The sequence below is a fragment of the Bradyrhizobium sp. USDA 3364 genome (genome assembly GCF_054056355.1).
In genome coordinates, this window is the sequence record NZ_JBSRYG010000002.1 from 711,000 (window position 1) to 728,967 (window position 17,968).

The following is a 17,968-nucleotide window of genomic DNA, read 5'->3' on the forward strand; positions in this document are numbered from 1 at the left end:
AGTGGTGCGTCTCAGCGCTCTCCTTCAGACAAATCGACGGAGGAGCCGCTGCCGCCGTGATCGCCTGAGCGAACCGCGTGGCCGGCGGCCGATGCGCCGTGCCGAATAGTCTCGGCACGCTTCATGCGCCGCGCCCAATCGGGCTGACCTTCGGCCGAGGTGCTCGCGGCCTGTGCGCCGGCTTCCCCACTTCCGCCGAGCGCAGCCGCCGCACGACGTAACGGACTCATGGCAGCCGAAGTGCCAGCCTCCGCGACGCCGGCAAGGCCGCCGCTGCGATAGGCGGCTGATACTCCGCTTATGACAGCGCCGCCACCGCGCGCGGCGCCTGCAATCGCCCCACCAGCGAGGCCAGCGCCACCGGCAACAACACCTGCGCCTGCCGCAACAATGCCGCCGGCAGCAAGGCCTGTTCCAATCGCGGCACCCGCGCCGAGCTGAGGTCCGCCCGACACCAGGCCGTTTGCGATACCCGGACCGAAGATACCGAGCCCCAGCAAGGAGAGCGCCGCGAGCACCAGTGTCATCGCGTCTTCAATGGTCGGCTGTGCGCCGCCGAAACCAGAGGTGAACTGAGAGAACAGGGTCGAGCCGATGCCTACGATGACGGCCAGGACCAGAACCTTGATCCCTGAAGATATGACATTGCCCAAAACCCGCTCCGCCGCAAAGGCGGTCTTGCCAAACAGACCAAATGGAATGAGCACGAAGCCGGCCAGTGTCGTAAGCTTGAACTCAATCAGGGTGACAAAGAGCTGAATCGCCAAAATGAAGAAGGCGAGCAACACTGCGACCCAGGCGAACAGGAGGATGATGATCTGGACGAAATTCTCGAAGAAACTGATGTAGCCCATCAGGTTGGAGATCGAATCGAGCAACGGTCGGCCGGCATCGAGTCCGACTTGAGCGATCTTTCCCGGTCTCAGAAAGTCGGATGCGGACAGGCTTGCGCCCGATGCTTTCAGCCCAAGACCCGCAAAACTCTCGAAAACAATGCGCGCCAAGCCATTCCAGTTGCCGATGAGGTAAGCAAAGACGCCGACGAAAAGCGTCTTCTTGACGAGACGTGCGATGATGTCCTCGTCCGTTCCCCAACTCCAGAACAAGGCGGCGAGTGTGACGTCGATCGCGGCAAGAGTCGTCGCGAGATAACCGACGTCACTTCCCAGCAACCCGAATCCGGTATCGATATAACGCGTGAATGTTTCCAGAAACTGGTCAATGATCCCGGTACCAGTCATGGCTTGCTCACCTCAGGTGTCGCAAGGTTGGGATATCCCTGAGGAATCCGACTTTGATCCTTTAAGACAGCTATCGAACTGGTTGGCTCATCGTGGCCGGAAGCTGCGGCGCTGTCCTTTTTGCCAAAGAAACGGCGCCGATTTTCGTCCCAAACGCGCCTACAATGCCGATAGCCCGCTGCTTCCTCCCGAGTGACGCCGCGGCAGCGTGCGAGATCGGAGGCGGTTGCATCGGTCGTCTGCTCCGCCTTCGATGCCGGCGGAGAATCGTCTCCGCCACGCAGTTGAATCGTGCAGGCAGCGACGGCCACCAGGCCGATTGTCGTAAGCAGCGATAGCGCCTTGAATGCCTTTACGTCGGTCATCAGTGAAACATCTGCACGTTGGAGGATTGATAGCCCTGCCCCGGTGTCAGGAACCGCCGAAGCTGTTCTCGTCCTTGATCTTGAGCCGAGGCGCGCTGAGCAGCTTCTAGGCTCTGCGCCCTGCCCTGCGCCGTCACGACAGCTGTAAGATCGGCGAGCTGCTGTACATTCAGCGCAAGGATCTGATTGCCAGCCTGCGTTGCCTGCAGCGCGCCGCTGGCACCCTGGCTTGATGTTACGAGTGTGGATGTCTGGATACGATTGGTGTCGAGGTTGCCGACGATGCCGGCCTGGACGCGAAGCGCGTCCTGAGTTGCCGAGTAAGTATTTTGCCAGCGCGATTGAGCGTTGGAGATCAGTAGCTGGTTCGACTGGCTGCCGGTCGCTGGCGCGTAGCTCGTCGAGAAGGCGCGGTCGATCTGCTGGACGTCGTAGGTGATGCGCTGGGCCTGTGCCAGCAATTGCTGAGTCCGCTGGATCGAGGCTTGCAGTTGCTGCAGCGACGAATACGGCAAATTTGCAAGGTTCTTTGCCTGATTGATCAGCATCTGCGCCTCGTTCTGCAACGAGGTGATCTGATTATTGATCTGCTGGAGTTCTCGCGCGGCCGTCAGGACATTCTGGACGTAGTTGTTGGGATCAAAGACAATCAGCGCCTTCGCGGGCACCGCAACACCAAATACCAGAGCGAAGGCGGTCGTGGTCGCCAATAGGCCAAGAGCTCTCATAGCGATTTCTCCAGATTGACGAGATTGGGGATCAGATCGTTCGCCCAGGCGACGCCACGTTGCTCGAGCCAGGCAGGCACGAAGCCGTCGGGTCCACGTTCGGCGATGAGCTGCGTAATCGCGACCTGGTCTGTCCTGGAAGAGGCTGCGGTGAATGCGAGCGCAATCTCACCAAGGCCAAGTTCGAACATCCGGTTGCCGCGACGAGACTGGCAATAGTAGTCGCGCTTTGACGTTGCCCGGCTCAGAAGTTCGATCTGGCGGTCATTGAGGCCGAAACGGCGATAGATGGCAGCGATCTGCGGTTCGATCGCCCGTTCGTTCGGCAGCAACAGGCGCGTTGGGCAGCTTTCGATGATGGCCGGCGCGATCGCAGAGCCATCAATGTCCGAAAGCGACTGGGTGGCGAAGATGACGGACGCGTTCTTCTTCCGAAGCGTCTTCAGCCATTCCCGGAGTTGCCCCGCAAAATCCTCGTCATCGAGGGCAAGCCACCCCTCGTCGACAATCAGGAGTGTCGGCCGGCCATCGAGACGATCACCAATACGATGGAAGAGGTACGCCAGCACGGCCGGCGCCGCACTCGTTCCGATCAAGCCTTCGGTCTCAAACGCCTGGACCGACGCCTCGCCGAGACGCTCGAATTCGGCATCAAGCAAGCGCCCGGAAGGTCCGCCCAGGCAATATGGTTGCAGGGCGCGCTTCAGGGAGTTCAATTGAAGAAGGACTGACAGGCCCGTCAAGGTCCGCTCCTGCCTCGGCGCCGAAGCGAGAGATGTCAGCGCCGACCACAGATGATCCTTGACCTCCGGGGTGATCTCGACCTTTTCCCGTGCCAGGATCGCGCCGATCCATTCCGTCGCCCATCCGCGCTCGGAAGGATCATCAATCCAGGCCAGCGGCTGCAGCGCAACGGGTTGACCGCCTCCGTCAGACAAGGCGCCGCCCAAATCATGCCAGTCACCGCCCATGGCGAGCGCGGCCGCCCGAATTGAGCCGCCGAAATCGAACGCAAAGACCTGAGAATTCGGATAACGGCGGAATTGCAACGCCATCAGAGCTAGCAACACGGATTTGCCGGCACCGGTCGGGCCCACCACAAGGGTATGACCGACGTCGCCGACGTGGAGGGAGAAGCGGAACGGCGTTGATCCCTCCGTCTTGCCGAACAACAGAGGCGGACCCTTAAAGTGCAGATCCCTCGTCTCGCCGGCCCACACGGCCGACATCGGAATCATATGGGCGAGGTTGAGAGTCGAAATCGGTGGCTGCCGCACATTGGCGTAGACATGTCCCGGCAGACTGCCGAGCCAGGCTTCGACGGCGTTCACCGTCTCGATCATGCAGGTGAAATCACGCCCCTGAATGACCTTCTCGACCAGCCGCAACTTCTCATCGGCAGCACCGGCATCTCCGTCCCAGACAGTGATGGTCGCCGTGACAAAGGCTTGTCCGATCTGATCCGACCCCAGTTCCTGCAAGGCCGCGTCGGCATCAAGCGCCTTGTTGTGCGCGTCGGTATCGAGCAGCGTCGACGCCTCGTTGGTCATGACCTCCTTGAGGATGGCGCCGATGGACTTTCGCTTGGCGAACCACTGCCGCCGAATCTTGGTCAGCAGCCTGGTGGCGTCGGTCTTGTCGAGCATGATCGCGCGGGTCGACCAACGATACGAGAATGGCAGGCGATTCAGGTCGTCCAGGATTCCCGGGGTCGTGGCGCCCGGAAAGCCGACAATCGTCAGGACCCGAATTTTGGCTGAGCCCAACATCGGCTCTAGCCCACCGGTCAGCGGCTGGTCGGCCAACAGCGCATCGATGTACATCGGAATTTCGGGCACGCGAACGCGGTGACGCTTGGTCGAGATCGTCGAGTGCAGGTAGGTCAACGTGTCCTGATCATCGAGCCAGGCGCATTCCGGCATAAATCCTTCAAAGAGCTGCAGCACGCGGTTGGTTTGATCGACAAACCGGCGGAGCACCTCGCGCGCGTCTGCTCCGACGGTCCGATCCCGGCCCTCATAGAGCAGTCGCTCTGCCCGGGCAGCGCCCTCTTCCGGGGGCAGGTAGAGGACGGTCAGGAAATAGCTGGACTCATAATGGGCGCCCGCCTCTTCGAACTGAGCTCTGCGCTCGGCGTCGACCAACGCGGACGCAACATCCGGAAAGGTGTTCGGCGGGTAAGCACCCGCAAAATGGCGTTGCGCTTCAACGAAGACCGCCCAACCAGATCCCAGACGGCGCAGGGCGCTATTCAGGCGACCAGCGACGCCGACAAGTTCGGCCGGCACCGCGCTGTCGAGGTCAGGCCCCCGGAATTTTGCCGTCCGCTGGAACGAGCCGTCCTTGTTCAGGATGATTCCCTCGTCGACGAGGGCTGCCCAGGGCAGGAAGTCGGCGAGACGCGCGTTGGAATGACGATATTCGGCAAGGTTCATCATGACCGAGAGCTCAGGTGTTGAGATGGCCGGGAATTCGCAGATGTCGGCGCACGACATCGACGAAGGCGGGGTCGCGCTTGGCGGCCCAGACGGCGGCCATGTGGCCGATGAACCAGAGGACGAGACCCGCGATCCAGAGCCGCAGTCCAAGCCCCAAGGCTGCCGCAAGCGTGCCGTTGACAATCGCGACCGACCGCGGCGCGCCGCCCATCAGGATCGGATCGGTCAGGGCACGGTGAACGGGCACGACAAAGCCTGCGACCTGTTCATCCATCAGATCACCACGCCCCCGCCGAAGGAGAAGAACGACAGGAAGAAGCTCGAGGCGGCAAACGCGATCGACAGACCAAACACGATCTGGATCAGTCTGCGGAAACCACCCGACGAGTCGCCGAACGCGAGCGTGAGCCCGGTCACGACGATGATGATGACGGCGATGATCTTGGCGACAGGCCCCTCCACCGACTGCAATATCTGATTGAGTGGCTGCTCCCACGGCATATTCGAGCCGGCAGCCCACGCCGGTGCTGACGCCAAAAGAACCATCCCGGACGTGGTCAGTGAAGCGACATCTCGAAGAAAACGAAATTGCGGGCGCATGTCAGTCTCCTGCTGATGAAAGGTTGTAGTCACCGGCGGCCCCGAGCCCGGTGACGATGGCGAGTTCAGCGAGGCGACGGTCACCGCCGCGCCCCGCAAGCACGACAACGAGGTTGATGGTCTCCGCGATCAGGGCGCGCGGAACCGTGATGACGGCTTCCTGGATGAGTTGCTCGAGTCGCCGCAGCGCGCCGAGCGCGCTGCCCGCATGGATAGTCCCGATGCCACCGGGGTGACCGGTGCCCCAGGCCTTGAGCAGGTCGAGCGCTTCGGCACCGCGAACCTCGCCAACCGGAATGCGATCCGGGCGCAATCGTAGCGATGAGCGAACCAGGTCGGAAAGCGTGGCCACCCCATCTTTGGTCCGCAAGGCTACGAGATTAGGCGCCTTACATTGGAGCTCGCGCGTATCTTCGATCAGCACGACCCGATCGGAGCTCTTCGCGACCTCGGCCAGCAGCGCGTTCGTCAAGGTTGTCTTGCCGGTCGATGTCCCGCCGGCGACGAGGATGTTCTTCCGTGCCGCGACCGCGTCCCTCAGATTCCTCGCCTGCTCCGAGGTCATGATCCCCCTGGCGACGTAGTCGTCGAGCGTGAACACCGCCACGGCCGGCTTGCGGATAGCAAAGGCCGGTGCCGCAACGACCGGAGGCAACAGCCCTTCGAAGCGCTCGCCTGTCCCAGGCAATTCGGCCGAGACCCGCGGCGAGCCGGCATGCACCTCCGCACCTACGTGGTGCGCTACCAGGCGAACAATGCGCTCGCCGTCTGCCGCCGACAAAGTTTCGCCTGTGTCGATCAGGCCATTCGACAACCGGTCGACCCACAACCGCCCATCCGGATTGAGCATCACCTCGATGATCGCCTTGTCTTCGAGGTAGCCGGCAATCGCAGAGCCAAGCGCGCTGCGCAGCATTCGCGCGCCGCGCGAATTCGCTTCCGATTGAATGGAATGAATTGCCACCGCCGCCCCCACTAAACGAGGCGCCTACGGGGCGCCTAAGATGGGATGATTAGAAAAGGCACCGATGGACTTGGCGCAACAAGCAGCTTCAGCGATCGTGGACTAGCGTAGAAAAAGAAAGTCTGAGAATTGATACTCAAGGTGACGGTTCGCTGGGAGTGGCTTGCTTACCACTCCACATCGTCATTCGCGGGCAAGAGGATGACCGCGTCCTCATACAACCCAACTGACTCGACAGTGCAGCGAATGTCAGCCGGCCTGAAGAAGAGGATTGAACTTATCCACGAAGCGATGGATCGGCGCCAGGGCAGCGCGAACCAGACCAGCGTCGCGATCTGGAGTACTACGTTGAGACCAAAAGCGACTTGATAGGCTTGGACGGGCCTATGGCCATCGTTCCTCGCCCATTGCTCTAGGATCAGGCCTGTTGCAGATTGTGCCAGAAAGGCCCAGCCAAAGTGCAAGACGTTCAAAGTGCCATTGGCACGACCAGCAAGCTCAGGCGGAAAGTAATCCGCTATTACCGCAAAACTGACCACGGTCGCCGTTCCGGCAATTGCGACAACGGACCAAGGAAAAATGGACGGCAGAGGCGCTCGCAGGATCAAGGCCAGCTCGGCTGCGATAAGCAAGACTGCAACGATCGTTAATACCGTTTCCGCCCCGATTCCCCTTCGTTTGATGCGATGGACCGTCATGCCGAACAACCAGGCACCGCCGCCAAGCATGATCGACATTATGAACAGTTGCCTGACAAGACTTGAACGGTCAAACCCCTCGACGTCTGTCAGCCACGGCGATGCCCACAATCCCTGCAGGGACCAGGACGATCCAACGCAAGTCGCCGACAACGGTGCCATTCGCCAAAAGCGCCGATCGCTGAAGACGGAGCTCAGGGAAGCGGCCGCTGTTGATGGGGCCACTCCTCGTTCAGGCACCACGACGTAGATGAGAATAGCTGTCGCACCGGTCGCGAGGGCCATGATGTCAAAGAGCTGCCGCCAGCCCATCCAGGCGAGCAGGTATTCGACGGGAGCCGTAGCGGTCACCGCTCCTAGCGAGCCCAGCATGACCATGTAGCCGTTAAGCAAGGCAACTCGCTCCCTCGGGAACCAAAGGACGATCGACTTCAGTCCTGCCGTGAGCGACGCCGCGACACCAAGCCCGATCATTGCGCGCGCGATCAAAAGGGATAGGAAGCCGGTCGATACCGCGAATAGTCCGGCGCCGACTGCTGCGAGCAACAGCAAAACGCTCTGGACGCGACGCGGACCAAAGCGGTCCAATAGAATACCGATGGGGATCTGAGCCGCTGCGAAAACAAGAAAATAGACTGACGTAAGCAACCCGAGATCGGCAGCCCCAACCCCGGTATCCGAGCTGAGAGGGCTTGCGATCAGAGCGTTGATCGTTCGAAACAGATACGAGAGATAGTACCCAGCAGCAAAGGGGAGAAAAACGCGCGCGATTCGACGCCATGCTGTTGAGATTTGCATGCTGGCCCCTCTGCTCTCCGCTCGCTCGAGCCGATAGCGCATCCAGCTTTTATCAGTTCGGCTAAATCGCTGCGGTCGTAGGCTGGGGTAGAAAAAGAAGGACCGGCGAAATGATCTTTCTACATGGTTCAATCAGGTTTCTTCGGCGGGTTCCTGTCGGCGAATATCTTCTGGAATCTCGCGCAGAAAGTTTTGCCCCTTCTGCAAACGGCGCCCGAGCGCCTCGACAAATCCTTCAAAGCGCTCCCGACCCTTTGCCTGCGCGGCCGCCTGCGCGTCGTTAGGTAGCGGCGGCGTGATCGTCAGCCAGAAGCGAATGAAGAGGGCCAAGGTCTCGGCTGTCAAACCAACGTCGCGCTCCAGTCTCTGCATCTGACGCGACAGTCGATCCAGCCGACGGGTAAATGCTGCCTCCCGCCTGTCCGCGCCGTCCGGCGATAGAAACGAAGCAACCGCCGCCTCTACGATCGCAGACCGGCAAAGCTTCTTGCGATCGGCGAGCTCCGAGATCTGTTTCAGAATCTCCGGTGGGAAGTAGACGTTCATCCGGTCGCGCATATTACCTCAGAGCTCCATACCGTCATTCGGGTCCATGGCGACTTGACGGGCGACACCGCGCATCTGCTGGCGTATGAACCGGGACTGACGGATGGCATCCTCGTCGTCGTCAAGAACGGCCGCAAATTCCTCTGCCGGCGTCGGTTCAGTCGTCTCCTTAGCGATCGCGACGTGATCGGGGAGTTCGGGCTCACGACGGAGCCCGCTGTTCGCTGCATCTTCCTCGGCCTCCGCGGCTTTGTCAGTTGGACCTCGCGTCGGCTTCAGAGTTCCAAGTGTTGACCATCCATCCATTCGCGATGACTGACCTGATGCCGCCGGATCGGGCGGTGGTAAGACACGCTCGGTAAATCGCTGATCCTCGTAGTAGCGGACCTTCTTCGCCCGGATCGGCGGCGTGCCCGCCACCATGACGATCTCGTCCATCGGTGGAAGCTGCATGACTTCGCCGGGGGTCAATAGCGGCCTCGCCGTCTCCTGGCGCGAGACCATGAGGTGCCCCAGCCATGGGTTCAACCTGTGCCCGGCGTAATTCTTCATCGCCCGCATCTCGGTCGCCGTACCCAGCGCGTCGGACACCCTTTTGGCCGTCCGCTCGTCGTTGGTCGCGAAGCTGACGCGGACGTGACAATTGTCGAGAATGGCGTTGTTGGGGCCGTAGGCCTTCTCGATCTGATTGAGCGATTGCGCGATCAAGAAACTCTTGATGCCGTATCCCGCCATGAAGGCCAGCGCGGACTCGAAGAAATCAAGCCGTCCGAGTGCCGGGAACTCGTCGAGCATCATCAGAACGCGATGCCGGCGATCGCGGGCGTGTAAGTCCTCAGTTAGGCGCCGGCCGATCTGATTCAGCACCAGACGAATCAATGGTTTGGTTCGCGAGATATCGGAAGGTGGCACCACAAGGTAAAGCGTCGCCGGTCGGCTATCTGCGATCAGATCGGCAATCCGCCAGTCGCAGCGACAGGTCACCTGGGCCACGACGGGATCGCGGTAAAGGCCGAGGAACGACATCGCGGTGGACAGGACGCCTGAACGTTCGTTCTCGGATTTGTTGAGGAGTTCGCGCGCAGTTGAGGCGACCACGGGATGGGCACCATGCTCGCCAAGGTGCCGGCTGGTCATCATCGCCTTTAACGTGGCCTCGATCGGCCGCTTCGGATCGGATAGGAAAGCTGCGACGCCGGCCAAGGTCTTGTCTGCCTCAGCATAGAGAACATGGAGTATGGCGCCGACCAGGAGCGAATGACTGGTCTTCTCCCAGTGGTTCCGCTTGTCGAGCGAGCCTTCGGGGTCGACCAGGACGTCGGCCACATTCTGGACGTCTCGAACCTCCCATTCCCCGCGTCGGACTTCGAGGAGCGGATTGTAAGCTGATGACTTTGGGTTGGTGGGGTCGAACAACAGGACGCGGCCATGCCGCGAGCGGAAGCCGGCGGTCAGTTGCCAGTTCTCGCCCTTGATGTCGTGCACGATGGCCGAACCCGGCCATGCAAGAAGAGAGGGAACGACGAGACCAACGCCTTTGCCGGACCGGGTGGGCGCGAAACATAGCACGTGCTCCGGTCCGTCATGACGGAGGTAGTCGCGGTCGAGTTCGCCGAGCACCACACCGTCCGGACCAAGAAGTCCCGCCGCTCGAACCTCTTCCGCATCAGCCCAGCGCGCCGAGCCATAGGTCTCGACGTTCTTGGCTTCACGCGCACGCCACACGGACATGCCGATCGCCGCCGCGATCGAAACGAAGGTCCCGGACGCGGCGATGAAGGCTCCCTCGACAAAGACCTGAGGCGCATAAGCATCGTAGACGAACCACCACCAAAAGAAGATCGGTGGGTAATAGATCTTGAGGCCCAACAGTTCGAACCAGGGCCGGCCAAGCTCCGGTTGATAGGCGAGCCGCCAAGCCGTCCACTCTGTTGCTCCCCAGATGGCCAGCAGAACGATCAGGCCGACAACGATCACCTGTCCCCAGAGGATTTTGGTTCCGGACATTCCGAACGTCCCTTCCGCAACTTGATTGGAGAGATTGCTAGAGACCGAGGTCACGCTTCCGACCAAAGCCCCATTCGATGCCCCCACCGTCCTTCACGACGCCGGTGACGTGTTGGCCAAGCTTCTTTTCGAGTTCGCGCGACCAGGGCACCAGCTGAAAGCCCAACCCATTATCGATCATGGCGAAGCGTCCCGAGGCTAGCGTCAGCCGCTGGCGATACGTGCCCGCCACATGCTCCCCGGAGTCAGCCTTTACTTGTGGTAGGCGGATGTCGGCCGAGACTTTTGCGGCAGCCTCGTCCAGTTCGCGCCGGCGCAACGTGTTCAGGAGGTCGCGCTGCAAGATAATGCGTTGACCCTGCCGCCGCGCTAGGCCCTCCTGGATCAGATGCTCGGTACGGGCTTCCATGGCGTCGCGGGTCTCACGCCCAAATCCTCCCATGGCGAGCGGCATGGGGTCGCGCTCGACCAGCCGGTAGTCGAGCCAGGTTGCCCCCTTCGCGGTGACCTGCTCACCAAGATCGAGATCTGAACGGGTCGCGAGCACCAGGGTGGGACGCGGGTCGTCGGCTTGACCGAAGCGTCGGACTTCGACGATTCCGCCGATCGGGGGGTGCGTGGTCGAAAGCTTCGAGTCCTCGGAAGCGCACGTGATGCGCGCGTCCGTCTATTCCATCGATCAGGGCATAGGCCTCGCCGGTCAGTTCGTCATGCAGTCCCCGGTCGACCAGGCGTCCGACAAGCTGGGACGTCGGCTGTTCGCCTTCGATGACGTAGTCGGCAACGCCGCGCGCTTCCCCGCGGTTGGTAAAGGCGCGGTGCATGGTCTTGATGATATCACCACGCATGCCGAGGTCGCGAAGATTGCGCTCGGCCTCGAGCCCGACCATCCACTCCCCCGGCGAGGCGGGTGCAGCAAGACCCATCTTCTCCAGGTGTTGAAGGCGACCGACCATCAGGCGCCGGATCTCGGGATCGGACTTGCCGGAATTCTCCGGGCGAAGATCGATAGTGCCGGTCTCATCGGCCGCCAGCCGGATCTCCCGATCGAGCCGCGTCCATCGTTCCGCTGTGACTTCCCTCTCTAGCGAATTGCGGATCTCGTGCTCCGATTTTGGACCCAATTCGCAGGCGACCAGTTCCTCGGCGCGGGAGCGCAGGCCTTGGCTGATGTAGTCGCGGGAGATCACGAGATCCGCCCCCTCCACATCTACTCCCCGAACGAGAAGGTGGACGTGAGGGTTGTCGGTGTTCCAATGATCGATAGCAACCCAATCGAGCCGCGTGCCGAGATCGGTCTCCATCTGCCTAACGAGATCGCGAACAAAGGCCTTCAGGTCGGTCATGTCGCCGGCATCCTCTGGCGAGACGATGAAGCGGAAATGATGCCGGTCGTCCGTGCACCGTTCTGCGAAAGCCAGGCCATCAGCACGGTCGCTGCCAGCATCAAACATCTCGGCCCACTCACCACTCCGGGTCACGCCGTCGCGCTTCAGATACGAGAGGTGGGCGGTCAGTGGTGCTGAACGGAAGGCTCGCCCTTTGTGCCGGACCACGCGCGCTTTCAGCACAACGCGCCTCGTCGAGCTGAACAATCTGGCGCGGCTAAAGGCGAACCGACCACGGCCAAACGTCGAGCGTCCATGGGCCGGCGAACGCCTGCCGGCTACGGTGTGACCCGAGGTGTGTCCGGCTTTCTTCGCCGCCCGCAGCACCTGGTTGATGAAGCTCTTGGGCTTCGGCGCGCGTGTACCGCGGATGCGCCCAGGCCGAATTCGCAGGTTGCTATCGCCTGCCGTCATGACCAGGCCTCGAAGAACGCAGCGAAACCTACGGTGCCGAAAACTTGTTTGAATGTCCTGGGAAAAGTCTTTGGCGCGGCACGCGCCCCGACCGACCGGCACGCCGGAACCCAAGCCATGTCAATGGCTTGTGGTTCGACCGGCGAGCCCCTTTTATCTCGCCTTCCTAATCGGGCGGGCAAAGTCAACTCATTCCTACGCTTTTCTTCGACTCTTCGCACTTCGGCCATGACAGACTCCCTGCATCGACAACACGCAAACGTCACCACACACCGCGTTGCAATGGCATTCACCAGGCGGGTCCATGCGTTCCTTTGCGTTCAGCACCTCGGCCGTCGCATGCTCTTCACCAGGTTCGTAAAGAGGGCTGCCCAGGCAGTTTTGCGCTCTCGTCCCCTAAGGGCGCGAGCAGGCAAGAGATAGCGGACATTCCCCGTTTCGCGGCCCCGCCAGGCGACGCTCACCGCGCGCGCGGATCTCTAATTTCGTTTCTCCTCAATATGCCGGGCGCAAACTCAGCGCTAATCCATTGTCGCCTGCACCGCGGTTAACGTGCAGGTTTCCACCGCAGCCGCTGGGTGACTTTGGCGCCAAAACCAACGTGGAAACCGGACTCGCTGACCCACATTCGGTACAGAATGCTTGCGAGCTTGCACGCGACGGCAATGATCGCGCACAGCATGCTCGACCGTTTGGCGATCCGCAGGCGCCACGCTCGCGGTACCGACCATTTCCTGACCGGCAGCAGCAGGCTTGCGGCCGCCTCGCCCACGGCGAGCTGATGCGCCCTTCGTTATCGATCGACATGCCGGACCGTTGCCGCCGCGGCGCCGAACCAAAAATGCTCGCCTACCGTTCCCGATCTGGCAAAGCGCCAGGGATCATCGACGCCGACCTTGAACGACAGGGCGGCCGCGACGGGACCGACGCCAGAAACCGTCATCAGGCGCCGCCACACATCATCACACTGGACGACCTGGAGCAGCACACGGTGCAGCCAGTCGTCCCCCTCCAGGATGGCGCGACGCACATCCAACATGGTCCCGATGGCCATTACGAAGATCGGATCGCTGCGCTCGAAAAGCTCGCTGACGCGGGCCTCAAAGGCGCCACGGGCGATCGTTCGAACGAGCACAGCATAGGCCCGCAGCGCACCACGAATGTGGTTCTCGAGGTCGATTAGTTTGCGCTTGAGCAGCCTTCGGCTGGTGAGCAGCGTACACATCTTCTGCATGTCGATGTTCTTGACATGAACGGCGCGATACCAGCCCAACCGCATCATCCGCCCGATGCCACGCGCGTCATTCTGGTCGGTCTTGTTACGCATTGTCGACAGCGAAACGCACATGTGACGCGCTTCGACGACAATGATCGGGAGCCCCGCTGTCTGCAGTTCGCGATGCAGCCAGGTGCCAAGCGATGACGCCTCGCCCCCCGCTCTCTCTAGGCGATCCGCGCAACCCTCTACTGCGGAAGAGATCGCAGCTGCCTCGATCATAATGTTGACCTCGCGAACGGCGAGACCCTCGCCATCGACGATGCAAAGACTGGTCTCCTCAAGACCGATGCCAGACCCAACGAAAAGCCGCATCGGAGCTCTCCTATGTGGCAACGACCAGCTAAGTCGTTGCACCGGGCTACCGGATTCGCCCACGCAGCGGCTATCCCTGTGCACCGGTTTATCGAAGCCCGATTTGAAGGGCCGCTCTGCCATCAAGTTCCGTAGGCAATCGCAATAGTCATTTATTGCGCTGACGTTGCCTGAAGGTTCACAATTGCGATGCGGTGAGTCTAAAGAGGTGACGCGGTCTTCCCGCGATGAGTTGAATGCCAACCTGCTCTCCGAAGCCATTGCGGTGCTTCGCGAGATGGTCTCACGCGCGCGAGACGCCGCAGACGAGTCGTACGATGACGGCCATTCGGTTGATACTTGGAAGAGCGAGGACTTCCGCGCCGCGATCGAGCGCGCCGAAGCAGTGATCGCGAAAGCGGCATCTGCCATGGCAGGGCCCCGCACAGAGTAGGAGCTCGCCGAGTCGATGCAATGCCGGCCGAGGCCGCTAGTCTCGTCAAGACATGACGTCATCTGCAGCCCCGGACGCATGCGTCGTGCCTGCCCACTGCTCTCGCTCCTCCGCTGATTGCTTGCTGAAGCACGCCATTGCAGATCATCGCAGCACCCTCGAGCCCGATCGAGCTACAAAAACGCCAGTACGCCTGGGGGCCAACTGCGAGACATCGGGCGACGAGATTGCAATCGTCGCGCAGCGCGAGAGCGCGAACGATGTCGGCCTACCGCGGATTTCCATCAGCTCAGCTCGTTCAACGAACAGCGTCGCGGCTGCTGATGACCTCCAGCTCGCGGTACACGTCGGCGGCAGTTGAATGCCAAGCAAATTTGCAAGCTTTGCCACGTATGCTCGCGTCTCGTCAGGTAAAGGTGCTCCCGCGAGATGTTCTTCGTAGCGAGTTGGTCCCGCGTTGTACGCAGCAAAAGCGCCACGCGAACCGTAGCGGTCGAGCAATTCACGGAGATACGCCGTGCCGGCCAGAATGTTGTCACGCGGATCGTACGGATCATTCCCTAGATCATAGCGTTGGCGCAGTTCCGCCCAGGTCGCCGGCATGATCTGCATCAGTCCCATCGCGCCCTTGGGCGACTTGGCGTGCATATCTCCAGCAGTTTCGATGCTCAAAACCGAGCATATCCACCGCGCCGGGATCGCAAAGCGTTGTGAGGCTTCTTCGATGGAGGCCGAAAGCGTGTGGGTGGTTCGACAGATCGCTGGGAGCGCAGCGGACCCGTTTTTGGGCCAGAGCGGTAGTGTCCGATGCGGTCAGAGCAAGCAGCAGCGACACGACAACAGACACACCTGACCGAGCCAAGTCTGCTGTCGTGCTCGCGCCCGTCCAGGGTAAAGCCGCTTCGCGCCGGCCATTTGGACCACCGCCGGGTGCGCCAGGCTTGCGAGTGTTGGCTGGGTCGGAGGAATGGTCCCGCAACCGATCCAGCCGGGGGTGAACACGTAGAACACGCACGGTCACTCCTCCCAGGTCCAGACCGGGAGCGCACAGCCAATCACCGCCGACGCCGGAAGAAATCCAAAATATCGGCCGTCCATGGAGTCGTCCGACTGCCAATTCATGAGAAAAAGCTCGCCGTTGCCGACGACGCGGCAGCCCTGCCATTTGGGCAGCGGCCGGCGGCGTCCGTCGCGATCTTTCGTCTCGCCCACCGCAACATCATCCACCAAAATCGTCCGCCCGCTTCTGCAGACCGTCTGCCCGGGCAGTGCCAAGATCCGCTTAAGCATGGGGACGCCGACCGGCAGATAGCCGTTCAAATCGAGGAAGGTCGCAAGCGGCTCCGGCGGTTGAACGGCGACCAGCTCGGTGACATGGAAGCGCTTCGTGGGTCGTAAGCTGTAGAGACCGATTGGCACGCTTGCCGATGCATTCCAAATGTAGAGTGGAAGCGGCTCAAGGACGATCGTCGCGATGAGCGCGGCAGCCACCGCAAACGTCGTGGTCAGCGTCATCAGGCGGCTCGTCATCGCATCACTCTGCGACGATGGAGCCAGGCCTGGTGGCGTGTTTTGGTGTATGGACGCGGGTTTTCGTTGACGGACAGACGGTTATGAACGTGATGCCAATGATCTGGTGCGACGTCAGCCGGATCGATTCCAAGCGCCTCGACGGCATCGATTATCTGCAACACGCGCTCGACCTTCGGCCAGCCAGAGAGCCGCAGCACGATCTCTCCGCCGGGCCTCACATAGGGGACGGTCGAGCAGCGCTGTCCCGGTGCGACCGCGCGCAAGATGTCAATCCGCGAGATGATCGTGCCAAAGTCGTTGGATGTCCAACGGACGAAGGCAAAGATGCTGCCCGGTGCAAATGATAGGACACGCCGGTGACGATCAAGCTTTCGTTCCTTGACAATACGACCGAACCGAATGCGGTTTTCGATACGCTTCTCGAGCCACAAGACTTCCACTTCCGTGAGATCGTTCATGCCGCCGCCCCCTGACGCTCGAATCGGGAACGGTTTGCTTTGGGCTGAGCGAAGCGCGTGTGCCTCTTCTGAAGGTGAGCAGGCCTGGCGGCCTGACGTTGCCAGTCAGTTCCCATGAATATTGAGGCCTGGTCCGCCAGGAAGAAGCCCAAGTATTTATGGCTAGCAGCAGTACTGGGTGGTGCCCCCTTGCATGCCACGCTACGGCGACGTTGCCGCGCAACGATTCGCGGCTGAGGCGCGCCGCGCATTCCAGCCGTCGGCGACGAAGTCGAAGGATGGACTTGCACGCAGGGTTCGACGTGTCGCTGGATCCGAGACGATCTGGGAAATCGACCAACGTCCGGGCCGATTTCGGATTGGCGCCACGGCGCCATAAATCCGGGCAAACCGGTCGCATCGGGAGCACCACCAAATGCGGCGACGAACTGACGCGGGCGATGCCGCACAAGTCGGCCATCACGATCCTGTCGAGCATTCCCGACAATTTCAAGCCGCGTCTCGGGGGCCCTTAGCTCGCCGGGAAAAAGGGTCTGAAGTGCGCCGCGACACCGGCGGCGGTACGCTGAGGATTTGCTAACGGACATGGCCTAGCGCCGCTCTTTGCCCGCATAGGGAATTGGCGCACGCCGCTTTGCGGGCAGTACGGTGCCGACACCAGGATCCGAGGTCGACTTCTTCTTGCCGAGTTTGGCCCATGCTGTCAGGTCAGCTACTGAATAGACCACACGCCCGCCAATCTTGTGATACTCGGGACCGGTTCCGTAGGTTCGGTGTTTCTCCAACGTGCGGCCGGACAAACTCAAGAAGCGCGCGGCTTCGGACGTGCGTAAGTAACGCGGCGGCTTATCCGTGTTCGGATCGGACATTTGAAAAGCTCCGAGCTCCTTTGGAGCGCGTACGAGGTTCGCCGCGCGTCGACTGCCACGATCGCGGAGTAGAGGTGCTAAGGGGGATGCCGAAGATGATGCGGTGATTTTCGATACCCCCATCGAAGGCGCTCGCCGCGGAACAATAGCCGCCGATCTATCAGAGCGACGCTCCGTCCCCTCGGATCGTTCAATTGCGAGGGCCGGTGTCTTCTAAGCGCGGTCGGAATGCATTTTTTGCCGAGCAGCGCTCCGGCGATGATTCGATAGACGCCATCGGCAGCAATGCGCGGCGGGCGCTCGGACATCCGCAACTCGTTGCGGAGGGCGAGCTGCCGCTATGGGAGCGTCGGCTATCTGACACGCTATGTCGCGAAGTGGGCCTAGACGTCGGTCACGCTTCCATAATCGCTGGATATCCGAAAGCTTGCGTTCCGCAGCATCCTTGATGCGATGCGCAGAAGCTGGAGCGAAATTCTCGCGGTCCACAGAAGCGCTCCGGCGGTGCCTGAGATGATCGAGCAATATCTTCCGCTGGTCCGTGGCACGGTCATGCTCGGAATCAAGAGTGAGGCTCCGCGTGCGGTGACGCTCGGCTGCTATTTCTTGCTCAAAATTGAAATGATCCGCCTGGATCGACCCCCGTGCCCTGGCATCGACTTGCCAATCGATCGAATCCTGACGGAAGCAGATGGCCCTTCACTCAGATTGACAGACACTTCAGCGAGTCTGCCGGTGTGAAAGCCAGAGCGCGGGCGGCTGCCCAGGTCCGAAACTCCAGGCCGACACCGGCGTGAATTGGGGGTAAAATAATACTATCTATCGTCGGCTCGTGGGCCTACCGCATAGGAAATTTGGAGCCTTCGTACTACATATTTCCCGAATTTGAAGCATGAT

17 protein-coding genes and 1 pseudogene are annotated in these 17,968 nt (G+C 61.1%); 2 read left to right on the forward strand and 16 right to left on the reverse strand.

What is annotated here, in order from left to right; genetic code table 11:
- Nucleotides 1–11 precede the first annotated feature (11 nt).
- The 12 genes and pseudogenes from trbL to ACVILL_RS03680 form a co-directional block, all read right to left on the reverse strand.
- Entirely contained in the window at nt 12–1,241 is a 1,230-nt protein-coding gene (gene trbL / locus ACVILL_RS03625; protein WP_456727894.1) for a P-type conjugative transfer protein TrbL, read from the reverse strand.
- On the reverse strand, nt 1,238–1,606 hold the full coding sequence (gene trbK-alt / locus ACVILL_RS03630) for a putative entry exclusion protein TrbK-alt (RefSeq protein ID WP_456727895.1): 369 nt from the start codon (nt 1,604–1,606) through the stop codon (nt 1,238–1,240). The genes trbL and trbK-alt overlap by 4 nt, the downstream gene beginning before the upstream one ends.
- Entirely contained in the window at nt 1,606–2,334 is a 729-nt protein-coding gene (gene trbJ, locus ACVILL_RS03635) for a P-type conjugative transfer protein TrbJ (RefSeq protein WP_456727896.1), read from the reverse strand. The genes trbK-alt and trbJ overlap by 1 nt, the downstream gene beginning before the upstream one ends.
- Complete coding sequence (gene trbE / locus ACVILL_RS03640) at nt 2,331–4,772, reverse strand: conjugal transfer protein TrbE (RefSeq protein WP_456727897.1); 2,442 nt, start codon at nt 4,770–4,772, stop codon at nt 2,331–2,333. Before trbE ends, trbJ begins: the two co-directional genes overlap by 4 nt.
- Before the next feature lie 10 nt (nt 4,773–4,782).
- Entirely contained in the window at nt 4,783–5,046 is a 264-nt protein-coding gene (locus tag ACVILL_RS03645) for a VirB3 family type IV secretion system protein (RefSeq protein WP_456727898.1), read from the reverse strand.
- Nucleotides 5,046–5,318: a TrbC/VirB2 family protein gene (locus ACVILL_RS03650; protein ID WP_244486413.1), complete on the reverse strand. Its 273-nt coding sequence runs from the start codon at nt 5,316–5,318 to the stop codon at nt 5,046–5,048. Before ACVILL_RS03650 ends, ACVILL_RS03645 begins: the two co-directional genes overlap by 1 nt.
- A 55-nt stretch (nt 5,319–5,373) precedes the next feature.
- Nucleotides 5,374–6,288, reverse strand: a complete 915-nt coding sequence (trbB, locus tag ACVILL_RS03655) for a P-type conjugative transfer ATPase TrbB (RefSeq protein ID WP_456734155.1) — start codon at nt 6,286–6,288, stop codon at nt 5,374–5,376.
- 215 nt (nt 6,289–6,503) lie between these two features.
- Nucleotides 6,504–7,832, reverse strand: a complete 1,329-nt coding sequence (locus ACVILL_RS03660) for an MFS transporter (RefSeq protein ID WP_456727899.1) — start codon at nt 7,830–7,832, stop codon at nt 6,504–6,506.
- Between the two features lie 132 nt (nt 7,833–7,964).
- Nucleotides 7,965–8,390 (reverse strand): CopG family transcriptional regulator, encoded by a 426-nt coding sequence (locus ACVILL_RS03665; RefSeq protein WP_456727900.1) that lies wholly within the window; start codon nt 8,388–8,390, stop codon nt 7,965–7,967.
- Between the two features lie 6 nt (nt 8,391–8,396).
- Complete coding sequence (locus tag ACVILL_RS03670; RefSeq protein ID WP_456727901.1) at nt 8,397–10,385, reverse strand: conjugal transfer protein TraG; 1,989 nt, start codon at nt 10,383–10,385, stop codon at nt 8,397–8,399.
- Between the two features lie 37 nt (nt 10,386–10,422).
- A pseudogene (locus ACVILL_RS03675) lies at nt 10,423–12,187 on the reverse strand (relaxase/mobilization nuclease domain-containing protein).
- A 793-nt stretch (nt 12,188–12,980) separates the two neighbouring features.
- A complete protein-coding gene (locus ACVILL_RS03680) occupies nt 12,981–13,778 on the reverse strand; it encodes an IS110 family transposase (RefSeq protein ID WP_456727902.1) in 798 nt (265 codons plus the stop codon).
- Nucleotides 13,779–13,986: 208 nt separating this feature from the next.
- On the opposite strand from ACVILL_RS03680, the gene ACVILL_RS03685 reads away from it, so the two are divergent.
- Entirely contained in the window at nt 13,987–14,211 is a 225-nt protein-coding gene (locus ACVILL_RS03685; RefSeq protein WP_456727903.1) for a hypothetical protein, read from the forward strand.
- Between the two features lie 144 nt (nt 14,212–14,355).
- Here the strand turns inward: ACVILL_RS03685 and ACVILL_RS03690 are convergent, their stop codons facing one another.
- The 4 genes from ACVILL_RS03690 to ACVILL_RS03705 all read right to left on the reverse strand — a co-directional run bounded on the left by ACVILL_RS03690 (nt 14,356) and on the right by ACVILL_RS03705 (nt 17,071).
- Nucleotides 14,356–14,883, reverse strand: coding sequence for a lytic transglycosylase domain-containing protein (locus ACVILL_RS03690; RefSeq protein ID WP_456727904.1), 528 nt, complete (start codon nt 14,881–14,883; stop codon nt 14,356–14,358).
- 345 nt (nt 14,884–15,228) lie between these two features.
- On the reverse strand, nt 15,229–15,741 hold the full coding sequence (locus ACVILL_RS03695; RefSeq protein ID WP_456727905.1) for a S26 family signal peptidase: 513 nt from the start codon (nt 15,739–15,741) through the stop codon (nt 15,229–15,231).
- A complete protein-coding gene (locus ACVILL_RS03700) occupies nt 15,738–16,202 on the reverse strand; it encodes a DUF2840 domain-containing protein (RefSeq protein ID WP_456727906.1) in 465 nt (154 codons plus the stop codon). Before ACVILL_RS03700 ends, ACVILL_RS03695 begins: the two co-directional genes overlap by 4 nt.
- Nucleotides 16,203–16,792: 590 nt before the next feature.
- On the reverse strand, nt 16,793–17,071 hold the full coding sequence (locus ACVILL_RS03705; protein ID WP_083992262.1) for a helix-turn-helix transcriptional regulator: 279 nt from the start codon (nt 17,069–17,071) through the stop codon (nt 16,793–16,795).
- Between the two features lie 513 nt (nt 17,072–17,584).
- Between ACVILL_RS03705 and ACVILL_RS03710 the strand changes: the two genes are divergently transcribed.
- Nucleotides 17,585–17,812, forward strand: a complete 228-nt coding sequence (locus ACVILL_RS03710) for a hypothetical protein (protein WP_456727907.1) — start codon at nt 17,585–17,587, stop codon at nt 17,810–17,812.
- Nucleotides 17,813–17,968: the final 156 nt, after the last annotated feature.